Below are 21,253 nucleotides of genomic sequence, written 5' to 3' on the forward strand. Positions count from 1 at the left end.
TCCGGCGGGCCCTTCAGAATCTTCCGCAGGCTGGGTGGGGGGACGCACGCGGAAGCCTGAATTCATATTTCGGGTCGAGAACAACGATATCAATGCCGAAATCGTCTAATAAAAGTTAACGATTCGACATCTACCGGTGAACAGCCCCGTTCCTGCAAGCGCAGTCTATACAGGAAAGTCGACTGATCAACTACCGGCGGACGCATTCGTTCCCGCATCGCTGTGATGCGTTGTTCCTTGGGGGTTTCCGTCGGCCGACAGGAGGATCGCCATCCAGCGTGTTTCCTGGGACTGGGCCAGCAGGATCATCATCAGCACGGTCAGCGGCGCCGACAGGAACATGCCGGGAATGCCCCAGAGAACACCCCATATTGCAAGGGCCAGAAGTACCACAAGCGCCGACAGGTTCAGCGAATCGCCCATCATTCGGGGCTGCACGAAGTTGCCGATCGAGAACTGCCAGAAACTGACAATCCCGAACACGATGGCCGCGTAGATATAGGAGTCCTCCGGCACGAGCCCCGGCACCCATCCGGGCACGGCCGGCTGCACCAGCGCGAACAGCGGCGGCACCAAGGCTGCGACGATCGACCCCACCGTCGGGATGTAGTTGAGTACGAAAATCAGAGCCGACAGGAACAGTGCATTTTGCACACCCAGCGCGAGCAGGGAGGCGTAGGTCAGCAGCGTGATCAGGGCTGAGATCAGGGTCTGGACCCAAAGGTATTTCTCGATGCCCAGCCGCGCTTCACTGCCGATGGCGCGCACCTGCGCCCGCCGCTCGGGATCGGGGAAGATATTGTCCAGCTTGTTCGACCAGCCGCCCTGGGCAGCGAACAGGAAGGCTACATAGATGAGGATCAGCACGATATCGCCGGAGAGGCCGCGGACCGAATTGGCGATGGTGGCGAAAAACACCTGGCCGCGCTCGTTGAAGACGAGCTGCGTCAGCGACGGGGCATCAGTCAGGCCGAAGGCACGGTAGATATCATAGATCAGCGCGTTGATCTTGTTCTCATAGTCGCCCGCATCGCGTCCGAACTCCGCGACGCCGTTCGCCATGAGGGCAATGAAGCCGATGAAGCCGCCGCTGACGATCAGGACGGCGAACAGGCGCGCCGCGCGCAGGTCCAGACGGTCGGTCGCATTGTCGATCGCCGCTGCGAAACCTTCGATGATCAGGAACAGGAAAACGGCCATCGCAAAGGTGGCGAGAATGTCGCGTCCGAAGTACAGCAGGGCAATGATCACGCCGGTGGCAATGATCCAGGTTCCTACCTTGGCAGAACGGTCCATGCGCTAAGTATCTCCGGGAGAACAGCGCGCACGCTTAGCGTTCCGTCCGGCGCGGTCAAGCGCCGCGCACGGGTGATGCGGCTTGCCGAATCCGGCCAAACCACTAGCCTGCAGCGCTGGAGTTCAGAATGAAGGGCCGAGCATGACCGACACGATCTTCCTGGGCGGCGCGGACGCCAACGCGACCGGCAAGCCGGATGTTGCCCAGTCGCTGATCCTCAAGGTGGCCAACCGGCACGGCCTTGTCGCCGGCGCCACCGGCACCGGCAAGACGGTGACGCTGCAGGTCATGGCGCAGGCTTTCTCGGACGCCGGCGTGCCGGTCTTCGCAGCCGACGTGAAGGGTGACCTTTCGGGCATCTGCATGCCCGGCAGCGAGACGCACAAGGCGCATGCCAGCCTCGTCTCCCGCGCCGAAGCCATCGGCATGGGCGAACTGAAATATGAAGCTGCGCCGACCATCTTCTGGGACGTGTTCGGCGACACGGGTCACCCGATCCGGGCGACGATCACCGAGATGGGGCCCCTGCTCCTCTCGCGCCTGATGGGCCTCACCGACGTGCAGGAAGGCGTGCTCAACATCGCCTTCCAGTATGCAGACGACAACGGCCTCCTGCTGCTCGACTTGAAGGACCTGCGCAAGCTGCTGGTCAGCCTCGGCGACGATACGGTGCGCACGGAAGTCAGCCGCAAGTACGGCAATGTCGCGCCGGCCTCGCTCTCTGCCGTGCAGCGCGAACTGCTCGTGCTCGAACGCGATGGGGCCGAGCGGTTCTTCGGCGAGCCAGCCCTCGAGCTTTCGGATTTCATGCGCACGACGACGAGCGGGCGCGGCTACATCAACATCCTGGACGCGCGCAAGCTCATCAACTCGCCGAAGCTCTATTCCACCTTCCTGCTCTGGCTGCTCTCGGAGCTCTTCGAGGAACTTCCGGAGATCGGCGATCCCGAGAAGCCGCGCCTCGTCTTCTTCTTCGACGAGGCCCACCTGCTGTTCGCCGATGCGCCCGCTGCCCTTATGCAGAAAATCGAGCAGGTCGTGCGCCTGATCCGGTCCAAGGGCGTCGGCGTCTATTTCGTCACGCAGAACCCGCGCGACCTGCCGGAGAGCGTCCTCGCGCAGCTCGGCAACCGCATGCAGCATGCCCTGCGCGCCTATACGCCGACCGAACAGAAGGCAGTGAAATCTGCCGCCGCGTCCTTCCGTCCGAACCCCGCCTTCAAGACTGAAGCGGCGATCACCGAGATGGGCGTTGGCGAGGCACTGGTCTCCACGCTCGAAGCCAAGGGCGCCCCGGCGATGGTGCAGAAGACGCTGATCCGTCCGCCTTCTTCCCGCCTCGGTCCGGCGACCGATCCGGAGCGTGCCGAGGTGCAGAAGGCAAGCCCGGTGCTTGGCAAGTATGACAAGGCGATCGACCGGGAATCCGCCTACGAGATCCTGACGAAGCGCGAGGAGGCGGCCGCCAAGGAAGCGGAGAAGCTCGCCAAGCTTGAGGCCAAGGAGAAGGAAGCCGCCGCCAAGGCCAAGGCGAAAGGCAAGACAACCACCCGCTCGCGCCGGATGACCGCCAGCGAGCGCGCCGTCAACAACGCCGCCTCGACCGCCAGCCGCGAAGTCGTGCGCTATGTCTTGCGCGGTATTTTCGGAACACGGAAACGGTAACGCCGATGCGCACACTCGCCGCCCTCACCCTCGTCGCCCTCTCGGCCTGCACCTATGGCCCGCGTGAAAAAGGCTGGACCGGTAGCCCCGGCGCCCAGTCCTACGAAACCGCGGTCGCCTCCTGTAGCCAGTCCAGCTACAACAATACCGACCAGTTCACGGTCTGCATGGCGGGCCGCGGCTGGACGCGCACCCCGCGCTGAACGCGGCCTGGGCCTTACAGGATGACACTTCGGTGAGGCTTGCCCCTCCCCCAGCGTCAGCAGTGGCGAAAATGCGGCGCGCGCCCTATAGTCTACTTAGAGCCCAGATCAGTCATGCCAAAGGGAGGCACCCGGCCAATGAAGGAATACCTCAAGTTCTACATCGACGGCGCCTGGGTCGATCCGGTGACCCCGCGCAAGCTGGAAGTCGAAAACCCGGCGACCGAAGAAAACTTTGCCGTCATCTCGCTCGGCTCGAAAGCCGACGCTGACAAGGCTGTTGCCGCCGCAAAGAAAGCTTTCCCCAGCTTCTCGCAGACCTCGGTCGAATACCGCGCCGACCTGCTCGACAAGATCACGGCCGGTATCCAGAAGCGCATGCCGGAACTGGCCGCAGCGATTTCCAGTGAAATGGGCGCGCCGATGTGGCTGGCCAACGGCGCACACGTGCCGGCCGGCATGGGCCACTTCGCCACCGCCGCCGCGATCCTTCGCAGCTACAAGTTCGAAGAGCTGAAGGGCACGACCCTTCTGCGCAAGGAGCCGATCGGCGTCTGCGCCTTCATCACGCCCTGGAACTGGCCGCTGAACCAGATCGCCTGCAAGGTTGCGCCGGCGATCGCAGCGGGCTGCACGATGGTTCTCAAGCCGTCCGAAATTGCGCCGCTGGACGCGATGATCTTCGCTGAGATCATGCACGAGGCCGGCGTGCCGAAGGGCGTGTTCAACCTCGTCAACGGCGACGGCCCGGGCGTCGGCGCTGTCCTCTCTTCGCACCCGGATGTCGACATGGTGAGCTTCACCGGTTCGACCCGCGCCGGCGTGCTCGTCGCGCAGGCCGCTGCCCCGACCGTCAAGCGCGTCGCGCAGGAACTCGGCGGCAAGAGCCCGAACATCGTGTTGCCGAACGCCGACCTCAAGAAGGCAGTTGCTGGCGGCGTGATGTCGATGATGACGAACACCGGCCAGAGCTGCAACGCGCCGAGCCGCATGTTCGTCCAGAAGGACCAGCAGAACGAAGCGATCGCGATTGCGAAAGCGACGGCCGAATCCGTGAAGGTGATGATGCCGGGCGAAGCGACGCCGGGCGCCATTGGTCCGATCTCGAACGGCAACCAGTACCAGAAGGTCCAGGACCTGATCCAGAAGGGCATCGAAGAGGGCGCCACGCTCGTCGCCGGTGGCCCGGGCCGTCCGGAAGGCTTCAACAAGGGCTATTTCGCCCGGCCGACCGTGTTCGCCAACGTGACCAATGACATGACCATCGCGCGCGAGGAAATCTTCGGGCCGGTGCTCTGCATCCTGCCGTACGACACCGTCGACCAGGCCGTCGAGATGGCCAACGACACCGTGTATGGCCTCGCCGGCTATGTGCAGGGTCCGGAGAAGGACGCCTACGCCATCGCCAACCGCATCCGCGCTGGCCAGATCAACGTGAACGGCTCCAGCCCGGATTTCTCCGCACCTTTCGGCGGCTACGGCCAGTCCGGCAACGGCCGCGAATGGGGCGAGCACGGTTTCGAGGAATTCCTCGAAGTGAAGGCTGTCATCGGCTACAAGGCTGCGTGAACCTGGCTTTGCGCTGAAACACAGGAAACGGCAGCCGCAAGCTGCCGTTTCTTTTTATCCGGATACAGAGGAACTCGAATGTCCCTGAAACTTCACCACCTCAATGCCTCGCGTTCGCAGCGCATCGTCTGGCTGCTGCTGGAACTCGGCGTGCCGCACGAGATCGTCCACCATAAGCGCAATCCGACGACCCGGCTGGCGCCGCCCGAGCTGCTGAAGATCCACCCGCTCGGCAAGTCGCCACTGCTGGAGCATGACGGAATCGTTGTCGCGGAGACGGGCGCCATCGCGGAATACCTGCTGGCCAAGTTCGACCCCGACCACAAGCTGCATCCGAAACCGGATTCGCCTGATTTCCCGCGCTATCTCGAATGGCTGCACGCCGCTGAGGGTGCGGCGTTCCTACCCTCGCTGGTGACGATGTATGTCGGGCTCGCCGGTGTCAGCGAAGGGGCGTTCGTCAACCGCATGGGCGAAGAACGCGACAAGGCTGCGAACCTCATCGAACAGCATTTGTCGAAGCATGCCTACTTCGCGGGTGACGCCTTCAGCGCGGCCGACTGCCTGATGGGCTTCCAGATTGCAGGCATGGGCGCGCGCGGCGATCTCGCGAACCGGCCGGCGACCAAAGCCTGGCTCGACAAGGTCTCGGCCCGCCCTGCTTACAAGGCAATGCTCGAAGTCGGCATCTGAAGGACCGGATTGCCGGCCAAACAGGCTCGCCGGACCCGCCGCAAGGCTTCCCGGCACCCGTCCGTCACAGGAATGTGATGTCAGCGGTTGGCTGGCGTTCATCTAAACGTGATCACATGTTAGACAGAGAAAAACTGCTGGAGGCTGCTCCGATGAAACGCATTTCCCTCGCCGCTGCACTCGCCGGTCTCGTCCTGCTCGGGGCCTGCGCAACCGCAACGCCCTATCAGGCCTCGACCGGCACCGACCGGGGCTATTCCGAACAGAAGATCGAGGACAACCGCTACCAGGTGGAATTCGCGGGCAACTCGCTGACCGACCGCAAGACCGTCGAGACCTACCTGCTCTACCGGGCCGCCGAACTGACCAAGCAGAACGGATACGACCATTTCCGCGTCGTGCGCCGGGATACCGATGCGAACACCAAACTGGTCGGCGCCGGCGCGCCCTACGATCCGTTCTACGACAACTTCTTCCTCAGCTACCGGTATTACGGCCCGCGCGCGGCCTATTTCTACGACCCCTACCGCCGCTTCTATCCCGGCCCGACCTACGCTTCCCGCTTCGGCTATTATGACCCGTTCTGGGGCGGACCGGCCGACTACCGCGAGCAGACGAGCTATGTCGCCTCGGCAGAAATCGTCATGGGCAAGGGCGAGAAGCCGGACGATGTGGCGTATTTCGATGCGGCCCAGGTTATCTTCAACCTGACGGGTACGATCCAGCGCCCTCAGCCCTGAGCGCGCGACACTCGCCCACTGAATGGCCCCGCGGTAGCCCGCGGGGCTTTTTCATGTGAGCTATGTTCATTCGGCACTAGGCAAGCGCGCCGCATGGGTTCAGAACGCCCCGTTCCATTTCAACCCCGGACCGCCGCCCGATGGCCGACAGCGAGAAACAAACGACGCAGCTTGCGCCGCCCACCGGGCTGCGCAAGGCGGAGCTTGTTGCCATCGTCGCCGGACTGATGACGCTGAACGCGATGGCGATCGACATCATGTTGCCCGCCCTGTCGGAGATCGCCCGCGCGACCGGCCTCGTGGCCGCGCCCGGCGAAACGGACAACCGCCAGCAGCTGATCATCTTTGCCTACGTGCTCGGCTTCGGCGCGCCGCAGCTCGTCTGGGGCCCGATCACGGACCGGTTCGGCCGCCGCGCGCCGCTGTTCTTCGGCCTCGCCGGCTATATCGCCGCTTCCCTGCTGTGCGTGATGATGCGTGACTTCTGGGCGTTGCTCGCCGCGCGCTTCCTGCAAGGCCTGTTCTCGTCGGGGGCACGCATCGTCGCCTCGGCGGTCGTGCGCGACCTGTTCGCTGGCCGCGCGATGGCGAGCTTCATGTCGCTGGTGATGACCATCTTCATGATCGTGCCGATCATTGCGCCGACGCTCGGCCAGCTGATCCTCATGGTTGCGCCCTGGGAGGCGATCTTCATCTGGCTCGCTTTCTGGGGCAGCCTGATGTTCGCCTGGACCTGGTTGCGCCTGCCGGAAACCCTGCCGCCGATGGCGCGCCGGCCGCTCAACGTCGCCAGCGCGATCGACTCCTATCTTGCCGTCGGCCGCTCGCGCGTCAGCTTCGGCTACATGTGCGCCTCGGGCATCGCCTTCGGCGCGCTGTTTGCCTTCATCGCCTCGTCCGAGCAGGTGTTCCGCGAAGTCTTCGGCCTCGGCGATACGTTCGCCTACTGGTTTGCGGGCATCGCGGGCGTCATGGCGCTCGCCAACTTCACCAACTCGCGCCTCGTGGAAAAGATCGGCATGCGCCGTATCAGCCACACGGCGCTGATCGTGTTCACGTCCCTGTCGGCCACCTTGGCCGGCATGACGATGCTGTTCGGCGAAAATTTCGCGCTCTTCTTTCCGCTGTTCGCTGTCGCCTTCGGCTGCTTCGGCCTGATGGGCTCGAACTTCAGCGCGCTGGCAATGGAGCCGCTCGGCAAGATCGCGGGCACGGCATCGGCCGCCTACGGTTTCGCGACCACGCTCGCCTCGGCCATGGTCGGCGCGTTTATCGGCTCGCATTTCGACGGCACGACCGTGCCGCTGATGAGCGGCTTTGCCCTGCTCGGCGTCTCGGCGCTCACCTGCGTGCTGATCACCGAGCGCGGGCGCCTGTTCAGCCGTCACTAGGCTGCCTCGCAGTTGGCGCGGGCCGTGCGGCGGGCTAGTGGAATGAGACGTGCTGCGGGAGACGCCTGATGAAACTGTTGCTGAAGATTGCCGGCGGCCTGGTCGCCCTTGTCCTGGTCGCGGCCATCGGCCTCTACACCTGGTTCTGGGGTGCGCCGGTCGGCGTCAACAATTATATCAACAAGGCCACGCTGTCGGTTGCGATGGACTCGCCCGAGCTGATGACCCAGCTCGGCCTGATCGACAATACGCCGCTGGACTTCCATTCCGGCAAGCTCGCCGACTATACCAAGGCCGGCGATGACAAGTCGCTGGCAAAGCTGCGCAAGCTGCGCGCCGGGCTCGACAAGTACGGCCCGGATGGCCTCGAAGGCCAGGAACTGCTGAGCTACCAGATCGTCGCGTGGTTTTTCGATGACCTCCTGCGCCAGGCGGAGTTCGAGCACGGCGGATACCGTATCAACCAGATTTCCGGCGTGACGGTCGACCTGCCCCAGTTCCTGACGGATGCGCATGTGATCATCAACGAGAAAAGCGCGCGGCGCTATGTCAGCCGGGTCGAGGAATTCGGCCGTGTGCTGAAGGAAGTGCGCGTGCGCGTCGAGGAGGACAGGGCGGCCGGCGTCATCCCGCCCGACTTCATCATCGACAAGGCGGTCGCGGGCATGGAAGCCTTCATCAAGGGCGGCGCCACCGAAAACGTCCTGGTCACCACCCTGCCCGCCCGGCTCGACAAGGTCGAAAAGCTGAGTGACGCCGCAAAACAGGACCTCATCGCGCAGACCACGGCGGCGGTGGAGACAGGGGTCATACCGGGCTACGAGGCGCTGATCGCCCTGATGAAGGAGATGCGCGCCGAGGCAACGCACGATGCGGGCATCTGGCACATTCCGGACGGCGACAGGATCTATGCGGCCGCGCTGAAATCCAACACCACCACCGACATGACGGCGGACGAGATCCATGCGCTGGGCCTGTCGGAAGTGGCCCGTATCGAGGCCGAGATGGAAGCGATCCTAGCCGCGTCCGGCCGCACCGAGGGAACCCTCTCCGAGCGCATCGATGCCTTGATGACCGATCCGGAACAGGCATTCACCAATGACGAGGCGGGCCGGCAGGAGATGCTGGACTACCTCGCCGAGTTGAACGGCGAGGTGATGGCGAAGGCGGGCGACTATTTCATCACCCTGCCGACGCAGCCGCTCGAGATTGTACGTGTGCCCGAGTATGCGCAGGATTCCTCCGCCGGCGGATATTATACCGGACCGGCGCTCGACGGCTCACGGCCGGGCCGGTTCTACATCAACCTCAAGAACACCGCTGACAATCCGCGCTGGACGCTGCCGACGCTGCTCTATCACGAGGCGGCGCCGGGCCATCATTTCCAGATTTCGGCGGCGCAGCTGATCACGGGTGTACCGATGATCCGCAAGTTCAGCCCGTTCAACGCCTATACCGAGGGTTGGGCGCTGTATGCCGAGCGGATGGCGTCCACCGATATGGGCATGTATGCCGACGACCCGCTGGGCGACCTCGGGCGGCTGAAGGCCGAGATGTTCCGCGCGGTGCGCCTTGTGGTCGATACCGGCATGCACGCCAAGCACTGGTCGCGGGAAGAAGCGATCGACTACATGCGCGCCAAGACAGGCCAGACGGAGGCCGAGGTGACCCGCGAGATCGAACGCTATGTCGTGTGGCCGGGCCAGGCGACCGCCTACAAGACCGGCCAGCTCGCTATCCTCGCCGCACGCGCACGGGCCGAAGCTGCGCTCGGCGACACGTTCGACCTGAAGGAGTTCCACGAGACGGTCCTCGGCAACAGCGCGATGCCGCTGGGCATCCTTGACCGCGTTGTGGACGACTGGATCGCCGCCAAAAAGGCAGCGGCCAACTGAGAACGCCCCGCAGACGCGACGTGATGCCTTTACGCTGGACCGGAATGCGATCAGCGTCGCTTGCGGGCTTGAGCGGGGAGACGGCGGCCATGCAGACCAAGGGGCGGATTCAGTTGGCTGGGGTGGCACTTGCCATGCTCGGTCTAGTTGGTTGTGGCCAGTCAGGGCCGGCGCCCGCCGAAGAAGCGGTCGAGACCGCGGCGGTGGAAGCCCCCGCCCCGTTTGAACCCGGCGAAGCGGATTTCAAATGCATCCGGGACATGCATCCCGTGCGCGGATTTTACGTCGACAACCTTCTCGGCAACCTGGAGGGCACAATTGCCGCCGCCGAGTCCGAGACCGGCGCGGTCTATCCGGCCGGTTCTGTGGTCCAGCTCGTACCTGGCGAGGCGATGATCAAACGGGAGGCGGGCTTCAATCCGGCGACGAAGGACTGGGAGTTCTTCGAACTTGATGTCACTGAAGCCGGCGGCGCCATTCGCGTGCGCGGGGCCGATACGGTGGTGAACCAGTTTGGCGGCAACTGCCTGTCTTGCCATGAAAAGGCAAAGCCCGAGTTCGACCTGATCTGTGAACAGACGCACGGATGCGACCCGATCCCGCTGACGCCGGTGATGGTCAAGGCGATCCAGAATACCGACCCGCGCTGCCCGCCGGTCGAGAACCTCCCGCCCGAACAGCTGGAAGCACTCGCCATCCTGCAAGCCTTCCGCGACGCGGCGGCGGAGAGCGCTACCCCCTGACGAGCCAGGCTTTTTCGACGAGCTTCGTCATGTCGCCCATGATTTCGGTGATCTTGAAATCCTTGGGCGTATAGACGCGGGCAATGCCCATCTGTTTCAGGGCGCGCGCATCTTCCGGCGGGATGATGCCGCCGACGACGACCGGCACATCGCCGAGCCCGGCAGCGCGCAATTCGGCGATGGTCTCGCGGACGAGATCAAGATGGCTGCCCGAGAGGATTGACAGGCCGACGACGTGGGCGTTCGCGGCCTTGGCCTGCGCGGCGATCTCGGAAGGCGTGAAGCGGATGCCCTCGTAGACAACTTCCATGCCGACGGCGCGCCCCCGCGCGGCGATCTGTTCGGCGCCGTTGGAGTGGCCATCGAGGCCGGGCTTGCCGAGCACATATGTCAGTGTACGGCCGAGCGCTTTCGAAACGCGAGCGACTTCGGACTTGACGGTCTCGATGTCCTCTTCGCCGTCCGAGGCGACGACGAGCGCGACGCCGGTCGGCGCGCGGAACTCGCCGAACACTTCGCGCAGCACCGTGCCCCACTCCCCGGTTGTCACGCCCGCCTTGGCGCAGGCGATGGACGGCTCCATGATGTTGCGGTTCTCGGTCGCTGCCGCGCGCAGGTCCGCCAGCGCCGCCGAGGCCGCTTTCGCGTCGCGCGCCGAGCGCCAGGCTTTCAGGTCGCGCACCTGCGCGGCTTCCTCGGCAGGGTCGACCGTCATGATCGCGCCGTCGCCGGAGCCGAGCGGACTCGCTTCGGTTTCGGTATAGCTGTTGACGCCGACGACCTTCAGCGCGCCGGATTCAATGGCGCGGATACGCTCGATATGGGCGCCGACCAGGCTCTCCTTCATGAAGCCAATCGCGTCCTTGGCGCCGCCCAGCGCATCGATCTTGGCCAGCGTGGCGCGGGCCTTGTCCTTCAGCTCGCTCGTCTTGGCGTCGATGACATGGCTGCCGTCGAAGATGTCCTCGAATTCCAGGAGGTCCGTCTCGTAGGCGAGGATCTGCTGGAGGCGCAGCGACCATTGCTGGTCCCAAGGCCGCGGCAGGCCCATCGCCTCGTTCCAGGCCGGCAGCTGGAGCGCGCGGCAGCGGGCGCGTTTCGACAGGGTGACGGCGAGGGCTTCGATAAGGATACGGTAGACGTTGTTCTCCGGCTGCGGCTCGGTGAGGCCGAGGGAGTTGACCTGTACGCCGTAGCGGAACAGCAGTGCTTTCGGATCGGTGACGCCATAGCGCTCGCGGCCGATCTCTTCCCAGAGATCGACAAAGGCCCGCATCTTACAAAGTTCTGTTACGAAACGCACGCCGGCGTTCACGAAGAACGAGATTCGGCCGAAGACGGTTTCAAAGTCTGATTCTGGAACTTGTCCACCTGTCTTGACCGTATCAAGCACCGCAATGGCCGTTGCAAGCGCATAGGCGAGCTCCTGCTCCGGCGTCGCGCCGGCCTCCTGCAGGTGGTACGAGCAGACGTTCATCGGGTTCCATTTAGGAACTTCGACATAGCACCATGTCACCATGTCCGCGATCAGGCGCAGCGACGGCTCCGGCGGGAACACGTAGGTGCCGCGGGAGAGGTATTCCTTCACGATGTCGTTCTGGGTGGTGCCGCGCAGCTTCTTGCGGCTCTCTCCGCGCTCGTCGGCGAGGGCGACGTAGAGCGCCAGCATCCAGGCCGCCGGCGCGTTGATCGTCATCGACGTGTTCATCTTTTCCAGCGGCAGCTGGTCGAACAGGAGGCGCATGTCGCCGAGGTGTTTCACCGGCACACCGACCTTGCCGACTTCGCCCTTCGCAAGGATGTGGTCGGCGTCGTAGGCCGTCTGGGTCGGCAGGTCGAAGGCGATGGAGAGACCTGTCTGGCCCTTGGAGAGGTTCAGACGGTACAGTTCGTTTGATTTCTGGGCGGTCGAATGGCCGGCATAGGTGCGGAAGATCCAGGGCTCTTCAGGTGCGTGCTGGTAGTCCGCGCTATGGCTCATGGCCGTTTTCCTCCCTGGAATTGTTGCGGCGCAACATGACCGAGCCTCTCTCGGCTGGCAAGGGCCGCCAAAACTGTACCGCTGCCTGCTTGAATGCAGGCGCCAAGCCACGACATCTCAGCTTGCACCCCATCGACGAGCGAAAGCCGAGCCTTGCCCCAAGCTGCCAACGATCCCGTTTCCGCGCTGAAGACCGCAATCTCGCTGCGCGCTGCGGCACTAGCCGCGTTTCCGGCCGGCGCGGTCCTGCTGGCTTTGCTCGAGCGCGGCTGGCTGGCGGTTGGGCTGCTTGCGGCGGCGATGCTCGGCGTCAGCCTGTTCGAGCGTCGCCGGATCGGCGCAGCGGTTGGCATCGACATCCCCTCCAGCCCTGCGATGCTGGTGACCGGGTTAATCGTGCGGTTCGGCCTGCTGACGGGCCTCTTCGTGGTTACGGTTGGCGTCCTTGCCCTTTTCCGTGACACGGCGCTGTCGGAGGGCATCGGCTGGCCGGATCTTGCCGTGGCGGCTTTCTCCGCCGGCGGCGCGATGGTCGCCAATGCGATGAGCGCGCTGCTGGCGCCTGTGCGGAACGAAGATGGCGCGCCGCCCAGCCGCAAGGCTCCCGCCGACGCGGTCATTCTCGAAGGCGAGATCATCGACGCCGACCCGCCGGCGTGACGCGGCCGCCGAAACGCCTTAACTGGTCGGCCCAGCAAAGGCGGAGTGGCAAGTGGCGGACGTTTTCGGCTTCATCGGGGCTTTCCTGACAACTCTGTCCTTCGTGCCGCAGGCCTGGCTGGTGCTGCGCACCGGCAAAACGGAAGGCATTTCGCTGGCAATGTACGCGCTATTTACAATCGGTGTGGCCGCCTGGTTGGTCTATGGCATCTTCGAGAATGCACTGCCGATTATCGCGGCGAACGCGATCACGCTGTCGCTGGCGAGCATCATCCTCGGCCTGAAAATGCGCGCCGTGCTTCAGGCGCGCTCGAGAGCCCAAGGGGCTGCCGCCGACACATCCGCCCCCATCGCTTCGTAATAGAGCCGCTGGATCTGGCGGGTGACAAGGCCGGGCTTACCGCCCGCGACCGGCTTGCCGTCGAGGTGGGTCACTGGCGAGATCATCGCGCCGGCGGAGGTCGTGAAAACCTCGGCGGCGTTTACTGCCTCTTCCGGCGTGAAGGCGCGCTCGGTGATGGTGAAGGCGCCGTTCCCTCGCAGTGCCATGACGCCGGCGCGCGTGATGCCGGGCAGGATCGCCGGCGAAAGGTCCCGCGTGATGATCTCGCCGTCCCGACTGACGATCCAGGCATTGGCCGAGGCGGCCTCAGTGACGAAGCCATCCTCCACCATGAAGGCCGTGTCGGCGCCCTGCGCCTTGGCTGTCCGGTAGGCGAGGGCCTGCGACAGCAGCTGGGTGGTTTTCATATCGCGCCGCTTCCAGCGTGTGTCACCGAGGAACACCGCCTTGATGCCGTCGCGCGCCTGCGGTCCGATCAGGGACTTCGTATCCGCGTAGGCAAAGACAGTCGGCTGGAAGGCCTCCGGGCCGGCGAAGTCGCGGGTGTCGTAGGCGCCGCCGGTGACTTCCAGGTAGACGAGGCCCTCTTCCATCTTGTTGCGTACGATCAGTTCCGTGTGCAGCGCTTCCCAGCCCGCCGCGTCATGCGGGTTCGGGATGCCGATCCCGCCGAGCGTGCGGATGAGGCGGGCGATGTGGCCGGGAAGGTCAATGAACTTGCCGCCATAGACGGCCGTCACTTCGTAGGCCGCATGGGCGAACAGGAATCCCCGGTCGAGGGGGGAAATCCGCGCCTCCGACTGTGGCAGAATGGACCCATTGAGATGGACGAGGGGGCAGATGGACATCGGAAAAGCCTGTAGAACTGGGCGATTTTGTGCGGCGCAACATTTTTCTTGCGTCGCGGCATGACACTTGCCACTGTGCCCGCGCCAAAGGGGGCTGTGAAGACACCGCAGAGTGGCTGAAGCCCGACAGATCAAACGGAGGATGGTGATGGCGACCAAGACGGCAGGCCGGGTCACGAAAGACATTTACGAAGTCGGCGAGATCCCGCCGGAATTCCACGTCCCGAAAATGATGCACGCCTGGACGATCCGGCGCGAGCGTCATGGCCGGCCATCGACGGCAATGCTGGTCGAGCAGGTGCCGGTGCCGGAAATCGACTCCGATGAAGTGCTGGTCCTCGTGATGGCAGCCGGCGTCAACTATAATGGCATCTGGGCCGCGCTGGGCGAGCCGATCTCGCCGTTCGATGTGCACAAGCAGCCTTTCCATGTGGCGGGCTCCGATGCCTCGGGCATCGTGTGGGCCGTGGGCAAGCGCGTGACGCGCGTGAAGCCAGGCGACGAGGTCGTGATCCACTGCAACCAGGACGACGGCGACGACGAGGAGTGCAATGGCGGCGACCCGATGTTCTCGCCGAGCCAGCGCATCTGGGGCTATGAAACGCCGGACGGTTCGTTCGCACAGTTCTGCCGCGTGCAGGCCCGCCAGTGCATGCCGCGCCCGAAACACCTGACCTGGGAAGAGAGCGCCTGTTACACGCTGACGCTGGCGACGGCTTACCGGATGCTGTTCGGCCACCGGCCGCATATCGTCTCTCCGGCGGATAATGTGCTGGTCTGGGGCGCGTCGGGCGGTCTGGGATGCTTTGCGGTGCAGCTCTGCGCGGTGACCGGGGCGAATGCGATTGGCGTGGTTTCGTCCGAGGACAAGCGCGATTATGTGATGAGCCTTGGCGCCAAGGGCGTGATCAACCGCAACGACTTCAATTGCTGGGGCCAGCTGCCAAAGGTCAACGGGCCCGAGTTTGCCGACTACATGAAAGAGAGCCGCAAGTTCGGCAAGGCGATCTGGGATATCACCGGCAAGAAGGACGTCGACCTGGTGTTCGAGCACCCGGGCGAGGCGACCTTCCCGGTCTCCGTGTTCGTGGTGAAGCGCGGCGGCATGGTGGTGATCTGCGCGGGCACGTCGGGCTTCAACCTGACCATGGACGCACGTTTCTTGTGGATGCGCCAGAAGCGTGTTCAGGGCTCGCACTTTGCCAACCTGAAGCAGGCGAGCGAAGCCAACCAGCTGGTGATCAACCGCCGCATCGATCCCGGCATGTCGGAAGTCTTCCCCTGGGCAGATATCCCGCTCGCCCACGAGAAGATGCTCGACAACAAGCACCTGCCCGGAAACATGGCCGTGCTGGTGACGGCGCCGAAGCCGGGCCTTCGCACGGTCGAAGATGTGCTGGCGGTGAACGGACAGGGCTGAAGCGCGGATGATACCGCCTTTCGACGCCGCCAAGGCGGACAAGTTCGCACGCGCCTGGCTTTCGGCCTGGAACGACCGGGATATCGACCGGATTCTTGCGCACTATTCCGACGCGGTCGTGTTCCACTCGCCGCGGATCGCGCTTGTGATGGGCAACGGTGCAGCGAGCGTTTCTGGCAAGCCGGCGCTTCGGACCTATTGGACCAAAGCGCTGGAAAGGTCGCCGGAGCTATTCTTCGAGCTGGAGAATGTGCTCGTCAGTTCCGACGCCGTCACCCTTCTGTACACGAACCACCGCGAAGAGCTGGTTGCCGAGACATTCCTGTTCGACGCCGACGGCGAAGTGCGCGAGTCGATTGCAGCCTATCGCTGAACGGCGAGCCGGCCGCGGCCGCCGCTGCGTGCAAGCCAGACGCCGCCGAGGATAAGACAGAAGGCCAGCAGGGCGTTCCAGCTCTGCGTCTCGTGGAAGAATATCCAGCCGAAGGCGGCGCTGATCACCGGGATCGCATAGCCGTTGAGCGAGACGAACGTGGCCCCTGCCCGCACCACCAGCATCATGTAGACCACCTGCGCCAGGCCCGAGGAACCGAGGCCGAGCCCGAGCACGCCCAGCCAGTTGATCCAGGTGGCACTGACGGCGGCCGGATCGACGGTCAGCGTCATCGGCATCGAGACGACCGCGGACACCGTCGCGTAACTCGCGGCGAAGGCGATTGCGTCCATGGGCGGCGCGGCCCGCGCGATCAGGGTTGAGGCGGCGTAGGCCGCCGTGGCGAGCAGCAGGAGAAGCTGCGCAATGGTGCTGGCTGACCCGAGGCTCTCGAGCGCTTCCGGCCCGAACAGCACGCCAACTCCTACGAAACCAAGCACGACGCCGACGCCGGTGCGCGCGGTCATGCGCTCTTCGGCGAACAGGAGGTTGGCACCGATGGCCACGAAAACCGGCGACGCGGCAGTGTAGAGCGCCGCGAGGCTGGAATCGACCGTTTCCTGCGCCGTGGTGATCAGGAAGAACGGGATCACGGAGCCGACCAGGCTCATGCCGATGATCGACGTCCAGCGGCGGCGGTCGCTGAGCGGCGGCATCTGCTTGCGCATCGCGATCAGCACGGCCCAGAGGAAAATCGCCCCGATCAGCAACCGGCCCGGCAGCACCCATTCGGGCGGCAAGCCGGTGTCGAGCCCCTTGCCCACCGCGAGGCGCGTGAGCGGGTACGCCCCCGCCCAGATCAGCGACAGGACGGCGAACAGGATCCAGTCGAGCATCGGTCGGCCCGTCTGAGTTCCGGCGCCTTTCGGGAGGGTCATCGGGGTCTTCCTTGCAGGCGACCGCACTAAGCGCGGCCGACCGGCCTGTCTACCCGCCCGGCTTGCACGGGACTTGCAGGCAAGCGGCAGGGCCTGAGCTTCCTTCCCTAACGTCATTTCGCGGCGCGGTGCCGCACGGATTGCGGGTGGACGCGGGGGGCCAGCGCCAGTAAATGGCAGCAAAACTTGGCGAAAGCTCGCCTGACAGGAGAAAAGACATGGCCGTTCGCGTTGCAATCAATGGATTTGGCCGGATCGGCCGCCTCGTCCTGCGCTCGATCATCGAACATGGCCGCACCGATATCGAAGTCGTAGCGATCAACGACCTCGGCCCGGTTGAGACCAACGCGCACCTCCTGCGCTTCGACTCCGTCCACGGCCGCTTTCCGGCGGACGTGAAAGTCGACGGCGACAAGATCGTCATCAACGGCAAGCCGATCCTGGTGACCGCGATCCGCGACCCGAAAGACCTGCCCCATCGCGAACTCGACGTGGACATCGCGATGGAGTGCACCGGCATCTTCACGAGCAAGGACAAGGCCTCGGCCCACCTCGCCGCCGGCGCCAAGCGCGTGCTGGTTTCGGCCCCGGCAGACGGCGCCGACCTGACGGTCGTCTACGGCGTCAACCACGACAAGCTGAAGAAGGACCACATGGTCGTCTCCAACGCCTCGTGCACGACGAACTGCCTCGCTCCGGTCGCGCAGGTGCTGCACGCTGCCATCGGCATCGACAAGGGCATGATGACCACCATCCACTCCTACACCAACGACCAGCCCTCGCTCGACCAGATGCACAAGGACCTCTACCGGGCCCGCGCTGCCTCGCTGTCGATGATCCCGACGTCGACCGGAGCTGCGAAAGCGGTCGGCTTGGTGCTGCCGGAACTCAAAGGCAAGCTGGACGGCATCTCGGTGCGCGTGCCGACGCCGAACGTCTCGGTCGTCGACCTGAAATTCATCGCCAAGAAGAACACGACGGTCGAGGAAGTAAACGGCGCCATCGTCAAGGCCGCTTCGTCGGGCCCGCTGAAAGGCGTGCTGGGCGTGACCGACCAGCCGAACGTGTCGTCGGACTTCATCCATGACGACCGCTCGTCGATCTTCCACCTCGACCAGACGAAAGTCATGGACGGCCACTTCGTGTCGATCCTGACCTGGTATGACAACGAGTGGGGTTTCGCCACGCGCATGAGCGACACCGCGCTCGTGATGGCGAAACTGATCTAGTCGAACATGGCCGCCTTCAAACGCATTTCAGACGCTGGCAATCTGACCGGCAAGGTCGCGCTCGTGCGCGTCGACTTCAACGTGCCGATGGAAAATGGTCTGGTTACGGACGATACACGCCTGCGGGCGGCGGTCGACACCGTGCAGACGCTGCGCACGCAAGGCGCGAAGGTCGCCCTGCTCGCGCACTTCGGGCGCCCCAAGGGCGAACGCGTGGCCGAGATGAGCCTTGCGCCGATCGCGGGCGCGTTCGCCAAAGTGCTGGGCTCGAATGTCAGCTTCGTCGCCGACTGCAAGGGCGAACATGTGAAGAAGGCGATCGCGGACCTGCAGCCGGCCGGTGTGATCCTGCTTGAGAATACGCGTTTCTACAAAGGCGAGGAAAAAGGCGACCTCGAGCTTGCGAAGGAAATCGCGAGCCTTGGCGACATCTTTGTCAATGATGCTTTCTCCGCCGCGCACCGCCGCCATGTGACGACCGCCGTGCTCGCCGAGCTGCTGCCCGCCTACGCCGGCGTCAACATGGAGGCGGAACTCGACGCGCTGGACAAGGCGCTCGGCACGCCGCAGCGGCCGGTGATGGCGATTGTGGGCGGCGCGAAAGTGTCGTCCAAGATCGACCTCCTCAAGAACCTCGTGACAAAAGTCGACATGCTGGCGATCGGCGGCGGCATGGCAAATACGTTTCTCGCGGCGCAAGGCGTCGATGTCGGCAAGTCGCTGTGCGAGCATGACCTTGCCGGCACCGTGCGCGAGATCGGAGCGGCTGCGAAGGCGGCGGGCTGCGAAATTCTGCTACCGCGAGATGTGGTGGTGGCGAAAGACTTCAAGGCGAACGCAGCGAACAGGGTTTGCGGCCTCGATGAAGTTGGCGCTGACGAGATGATCCTTGATGCCGGCCCGGCCACGATTGCGAACCTCGAACAGGCCCTCGGTCGCGCAAAAACGGTGATCTGGAACGGGCCGCTCGGCGCGTTCGAGCTGACGCCATTCGACACGGCCACCGTGAAGGTGGCGGAAGCTGCCGCCAGGCTGGCGAAGGCCGGCAAGCTGGTCGCGGTCGCAGGCGGCGGCGATACGGTGTCCGCGATGAACCATGCGGGCGTGGCAGCCGACCTGACCTTCATCTCGACGGCCGGCGGCGCCTTCCTCGAATGGATGGAAGGCAAGGAACTGCCGGGCGTCGAGGCGCTTCGCAGCTAGGCTGCATCCAGACAGGCGCGCGAGTGCATCTGGTGTAAAACCGGAGGCACCGATGTTGAAGACTTTCCCCGCCCTGCTCACGGCGCTAGCTGTGACCGCCTGCGCATCTGCTCACTCCGCCGACGGGGACATCCTCACTTACCTGCGCAGCAATATCGATGGGACCGAGCCGGAGACCGTGTCGGTCTACCTAAAGGATGATGCGTCGGTGGAAGTCTACAAACATGTCTCACCCTGCACCGAAGCGGCGCTCGTCACTGCGCGGATTGATCCGGCTGCGGACGAAGCGACGGCGCTCACGGGCGGCCGCCTTACACGGGATGGCACGCAGGAAGCCTTCGCCTGGTTGAACCTCGACAGCGAGGCACGCCAGCTGGCCGTGCGCTTCGGCGCGCCGGACGCAGAGACTGCCCAGAGGTTCGATCTGCCAGCCGCCGCGCCTTGGCGGCTTTTCGATTTCGACTTCGCCGATTTCAATGCGCTGGCGCGTACGCCGGTGCCCGGCGAGGCCCGAAGCTGGTTCATGGCACTGGTCTGGCCCGACAATCTCCCGGACGATTCCCTTCAGGCGATGGGCACGCTCACGGCTACATGGTCAGGCCGCGAATTCCGGGACGGCGTTGAAGCGCATCGATACGCGCTTTCAGGCGCCGGCTTCGATGGCGGCGACCTCTGGCTCGACGCGCGTGACGGGACGGTCGTCGAGGTGCGCGCACCGGTCCCGAATCACCCGGGCTATACCGACTACCGCCTCGTCCTGACTGGCCGATCACAAGGCGCGCGGGCCTGGGCGCAGCTGCTGGCCAGCCACTGGACCGGATGCGCCGCAGACTGAGCTTTCCGCCTTGTCGGCTTGTCAATTGAGTTACGGTCTGCATCCGATTGCAGCTTGGCAACGTTGTCTGTCTTTTCCGGCATGTTATTTGAATATAGGGCAATCACAAAGGTTTGCCGCCAGGTGCCACCTGAATCGAAACGCGGGTTCAAAATCTGGCCCCAATGCTGTTTCAATTCGTGACAGTGGACTGAGCTTCCGGGCGGGCAAGCCCTTCAGGAACACATGGCAGGCGGCCCTGCGGGGACAAGGAAAGATCAGCAAGATGGTGAATACGGACATGGCGGTAACGGTGGGCAATGCAGAGATGGCGCGGCAGATGTCGCAGAAGCCCGGCTTCATTGCCGCGCTGGACCAGTCGGGCGGCTCCACGCCGAAAGCGCTGAAGCAGTACGGCATCGACGAGGGCGCCTGGACGACCGAAGAAGAGATGTACGGCCTGATCCACGACATGCGCGCCCGCATCATCAAGTCGCCGGCTTTCACCGGCGAACAAGTGATCGGCGCGATCCTGTTCGAGCGCACCATGGACGGGGCGATCGACGGTATTCCGACCGCTGAGTATCTCTGGACCAAGCGCAGCGTGGTTCCGTTCCTGAAGGTCGACAAGGGCCTCGCCGAAGCCAAGGACGGCGTGCAGCTGATGAAGCCGATGCCGGGCCTCGACGCCCTGCTCGAACGCGCGGTCGCCAAAGGCATCTTCGGCACCAAGATGCGGTCGGTCATCGATGCTGCAAACCCGGTCGGCATCGCCGCCGTGGTTGCCCAGCAGTTCGAAGTCGGCAAGCAGATCCTCTCGCACGGGCTGATGCCGATCATCGAGCCGGAAGTGACGATCTCTATCTCCGACAAGGCCGAAGCCGAAGAAATCCTGCGGGCGGAAATCCTGAAGCAGCTCGACGCCCTTCCCGCCAGCCAGCAAGTCATGCTGAAGCTGACGCTGCCGGCCAAAGCGAACTTCTACAAGCCGCTGGTCGATCATCCGCGCGTGATGCGCGTCGTCGCATTGTCGGGCGGTTACAGCCGCGAAGTTGCCTGCCAGAAACTGGGTGAGAATACGGGCATCATCGCCAGCTTCTCGCGCGCGCTGACCGAGGGCCTGTCGGCCAAGCAAAGCGATGCCGATTTCGACACCGTGCTGGCTGAGACCATCAAGGTGACTTGCGACGCGTCGAAAGCGGGCTGAGACACCTTGCCCCTTGCGGCTCAGGCCGCGAAGCCCATGTC

General features: G+C 64.3%; 20 protein-coding genes. 16 read left to right on the forward strand and 4 right to left on the reverse strand.

Annotated features, from left to right (window positions below; genetic code table 11):
• Positions 1–186: 186 nt before the first annotated feature.
• Positions 187–1,296, reverse strand: a complete 1,110-nt coding sequence (locus IPK75_03325) for an AI-2E family transporter (GenBank protein MBK8197379.1) — start codon at positions 1,294–1,296, stop codon at positions 187–189.
• Positions 1,297–1,438: 142 nt separating this feature from the next.
• Between IPK75_03325 and IPK75_03330 the strand changes: the two genes are divergently transcribed.
• From IPK75_03330 to IPK75_03365, 8 genes are all read left to right on the forward strand, one after another.
• Positions 1,439–2,962: a DUF853 family protein gene (locus tag IPK75_03330; protein ID MBK8197380.1), complete on the forward strand. Its 1,524-nt coding sequence runs from the start codon at positions 1,439–1,441 to the stop codon at positions 2,960–2,962.
• Positions 2,963–2,967: 5 nt separating this feature from the next.
• Entirely contained in the window at positions 2,968–3,165 is a 198-nt protein-coding gene (locus IPK75_03335) for a hypothetical protein (GenBank protein ID MBK8197381.1), read from the forward strand.
• A gap of 138 nt (positions 3,166–3,303) precedes the next feature.
• On the forward strand, positions 3,304–4,734 hold the full coding sequence (locus IPK75_03340) for an aldehyde dehydrogenase family protein (GenBank protein ID MBK8197382.1): 1,431 nt from the start codon (positions 3,304–3,306) through the stop codon (positions 4,732–4,734).
• A 78-nt stretch (positions 4,735–4,812) separates the two neighbouring features.
• Positions 4,813–5,427 (forward strand): glutathione S-transferase family protein, encoded by a 615-nt coding sequence (locus tag IPK75_03345; protein ID MBK8197383.1) that lies wholly within the window; start codon positions 4,813–4,815, stop codon positions 5,425–5,427.
• Between the two features lie 152 nt (positions 5,428–5,579).
• Positions 5,580–6,167, forward strand: coding sequence for a hypothetical protein (locus tag IPK75_03350; protein ID MBK8197384.1), 588 nt, complete (start codon positions 5,580–5,582; stop codon positions 6,165–6,167).
• A 188-nt stretch (positions 6,168–6,355) separates the two neighbouring features.
• Positions 6,356–7,558, forward strand: coding sequence for a multidrug effflux MFS transporter (locus IPK75_03355; protein ID MBK8197385.1), 1,203 nt, complete (start codon positions 6,356–6,358; stop codon positions 7,556–7,558).
• 68 nt (positions 7,559–7,626) lie between these two features.
• Positions 7,627–9,453 carry a DUF885 domain-containing protein gene (locus IPK75_03360; GenBank protein MBK8197386.1) on the forward strand — a complete coding sequence of 609 codons (1,827 nt, stop codon included), beginning with the start codon at positions 7,627–7,629 and terminating at the stop codon, positions 9,451–9,453.
• A gap of 89 nt (positions 9,454–9,542) precedes the next feature.
• Positions 9,543–10,196 (forward strand): hypothetical protein, encoded by a 654-nt coding sequence (locus IPK75_03365; GenBank protein MBK8197387.1) that lies wholly within the window; start codon positions 9,543–9,545, stop codon positions 10,194–10,196.
• Here the strand turns inward: IPK75_03365 and IPK75_03370 are convergent.
• On the reverse strand, positions 10,186–12,177 hold the full coding sequence (locus tag IPK75_03370) for a cobalamin-dependent protein (GenBank protein MBK8197388.1): 1,992 nt from the start codon (positions 12,175–12,177) through the stop codon (positions 10,186–10,188). The two genes, IPK75_03365 and IPK75_03370, sit on opposite strands and share 11 nt — an antisense overlap.
• 153 nt (positions 12,178–12,330) lie before the next feature.
• Between IPK75_03370 and IPK75_03375 the strand changes: the two genes are divergently transcribed.
• Positions 12,331–12,837 carry a hypothetical protein gene (locus IPK75_03375; protein ID MBK8197389.1) on the forward strand — a complete coding sequence of 169 codons (507 nt, stop codon included), beginning with the start codon at positions 12,331–12,333 and terminating at the stop codon, positions 12,835–12,837.
• A 52-nt stretch (positions 12,838–12,889) separates the two neighbouring features.
• A complete protein-coding gene (locus tag IPK75_03380; protein MBK8197390.1) occupies positions 12,890–13,198 on the forward strand; it encodes a SemiSWEET transporter in 309 nt (102 codons plus the stop codon).
• Here IPK75_03380 and IPK75_03385 read toward each other — a convergent pair.
• Entirely contained in the window at positions 13,138–14,028 is an 891-nt protein-coding gene (locus tag IPK75_03385) for an aminotransferase class IV (GenBank protein ID MBK8197391.1), read from the reverse strand. The two genes, IPK75_03380 and IPK75_03385, sit on opposite strands and share 61 nt — an antisense overlap.
• A gap of 148 nt (positions 14,029–14,176) precedes the next feature.
• On the opposite strand from IPK75_03385, the gene ccrA reads away from it, so the two are divergent.
• Both ccrA and IPK75_03395 read left to right on the forward strand, forming a co-directional pair.
• Positions 14,177–15,448 carry a crotonyl-CoA carboxylase/reductase gene (ccrA, locus tag IPK75_03390; GenBank protein ID MBK8197392.1) on the forward strand — a complete coding sequence of 424 codons (1,272 nt, stop codon included), beginning with the start codon at positions 14,177–14,179 and terminating at the stop codon, positions 15,446–15,448.
• 7 nt (positions 15,449–15,455) lie between these two features.
• Positions 15,456–15,821 (forward strand): nuclear transport factor 2 family protein, encoded by a 366-nt coding sequence (locus IPK75_03395; GenBank protein MBK8197393.1) that lies wholly within the window; start codon positions 15,456–15,458, stop codon positions 15,819–15,821.
• On the opposite strand, the gene IPK75_03400 is transcribed toward IPK75_03395, so the two are convergent.
• Positions 15,812–16,759 carry a DMT family transporter gene (locus IPK75_03400; protein ID MBK8197394.1) on the reverse strand — a complete coding sequence of 316 codons (948 nt, stop codon included), beginning with the start codon at positions 16,757–16,759 and terminating at the stop codon, positions 15,812–15,814. The genes IPK75_03395 and IPK75_03400 overlap by 10 nt on opposite strands.
• Before the next feature lie 218 nt (positions 16,760–16,977).
• Between IPK75_03400 and gap the strand changes: the two genes are divergently transcribed.
• The 4 genes from gap (at position 16,978) to IPK75_03420 (ending at position 21,212) form a co-directional block, all read left to right on the forward strand.
• Positions 16,978–17,988 carry a type I glyceraldehyde-3-phosphate dehydrogenase gene (gap, locus tag IPK75_03405; GenBank protein ID MBK8197395.1) on the forward strand — a complete coding sequence of 337 codons (1,011 nt, stop codon included), beginning with the start codon at positions 16,978–16,980 and terminating at the stop codon, positions 17,986–17,988.
• A 6-nt stretch (positions 17,989–17,994) separates the two neighbouring features.
• Positions 17,995–19,191 carry a phosphoglycerate kinase gene (locus tag IPK75_03410; GenBank protein MBK8197396.1) on the forward strand — a complete coding sequence of 399 codons (1,197 nt, stop codon included), beginning with the start codon at positions 17,995–17,997 and terminating at the stop codon, positions 19,189–19,191.
• Positions 19,192–19,243: 52 nt separating this feature from the next.
• Entirely contained in the window at positions 19,244–20,026 is a 783-nt protein-coding gene (locus IPK75_03415) for a hypothetical protein (GenBank protein MBK8197397.1), read from the forward strand.
• 307 nt (positions 20,027–20,333) lie between these two features.
• Entirely contained in the window at positions 20,334–21,212 is an 879-nt protein-coding gene (locus IPK75_03420) for a fructose bisphosphate aldolase (protein MBK8197398.1), read from the forward strand.
• Positions 21,213–21,253 lie beyond the last annotated feature (41 nt).

The organism is Acidobacteriota bacterium, assembly GCA_016712445.1.
Taxonomy (GTDB): domain Bacteria; phylum Pseudomonadota; class Alphaproteobacteria; order Caulobacterales; family Hyphomonadaceae; genus Hyphomonas.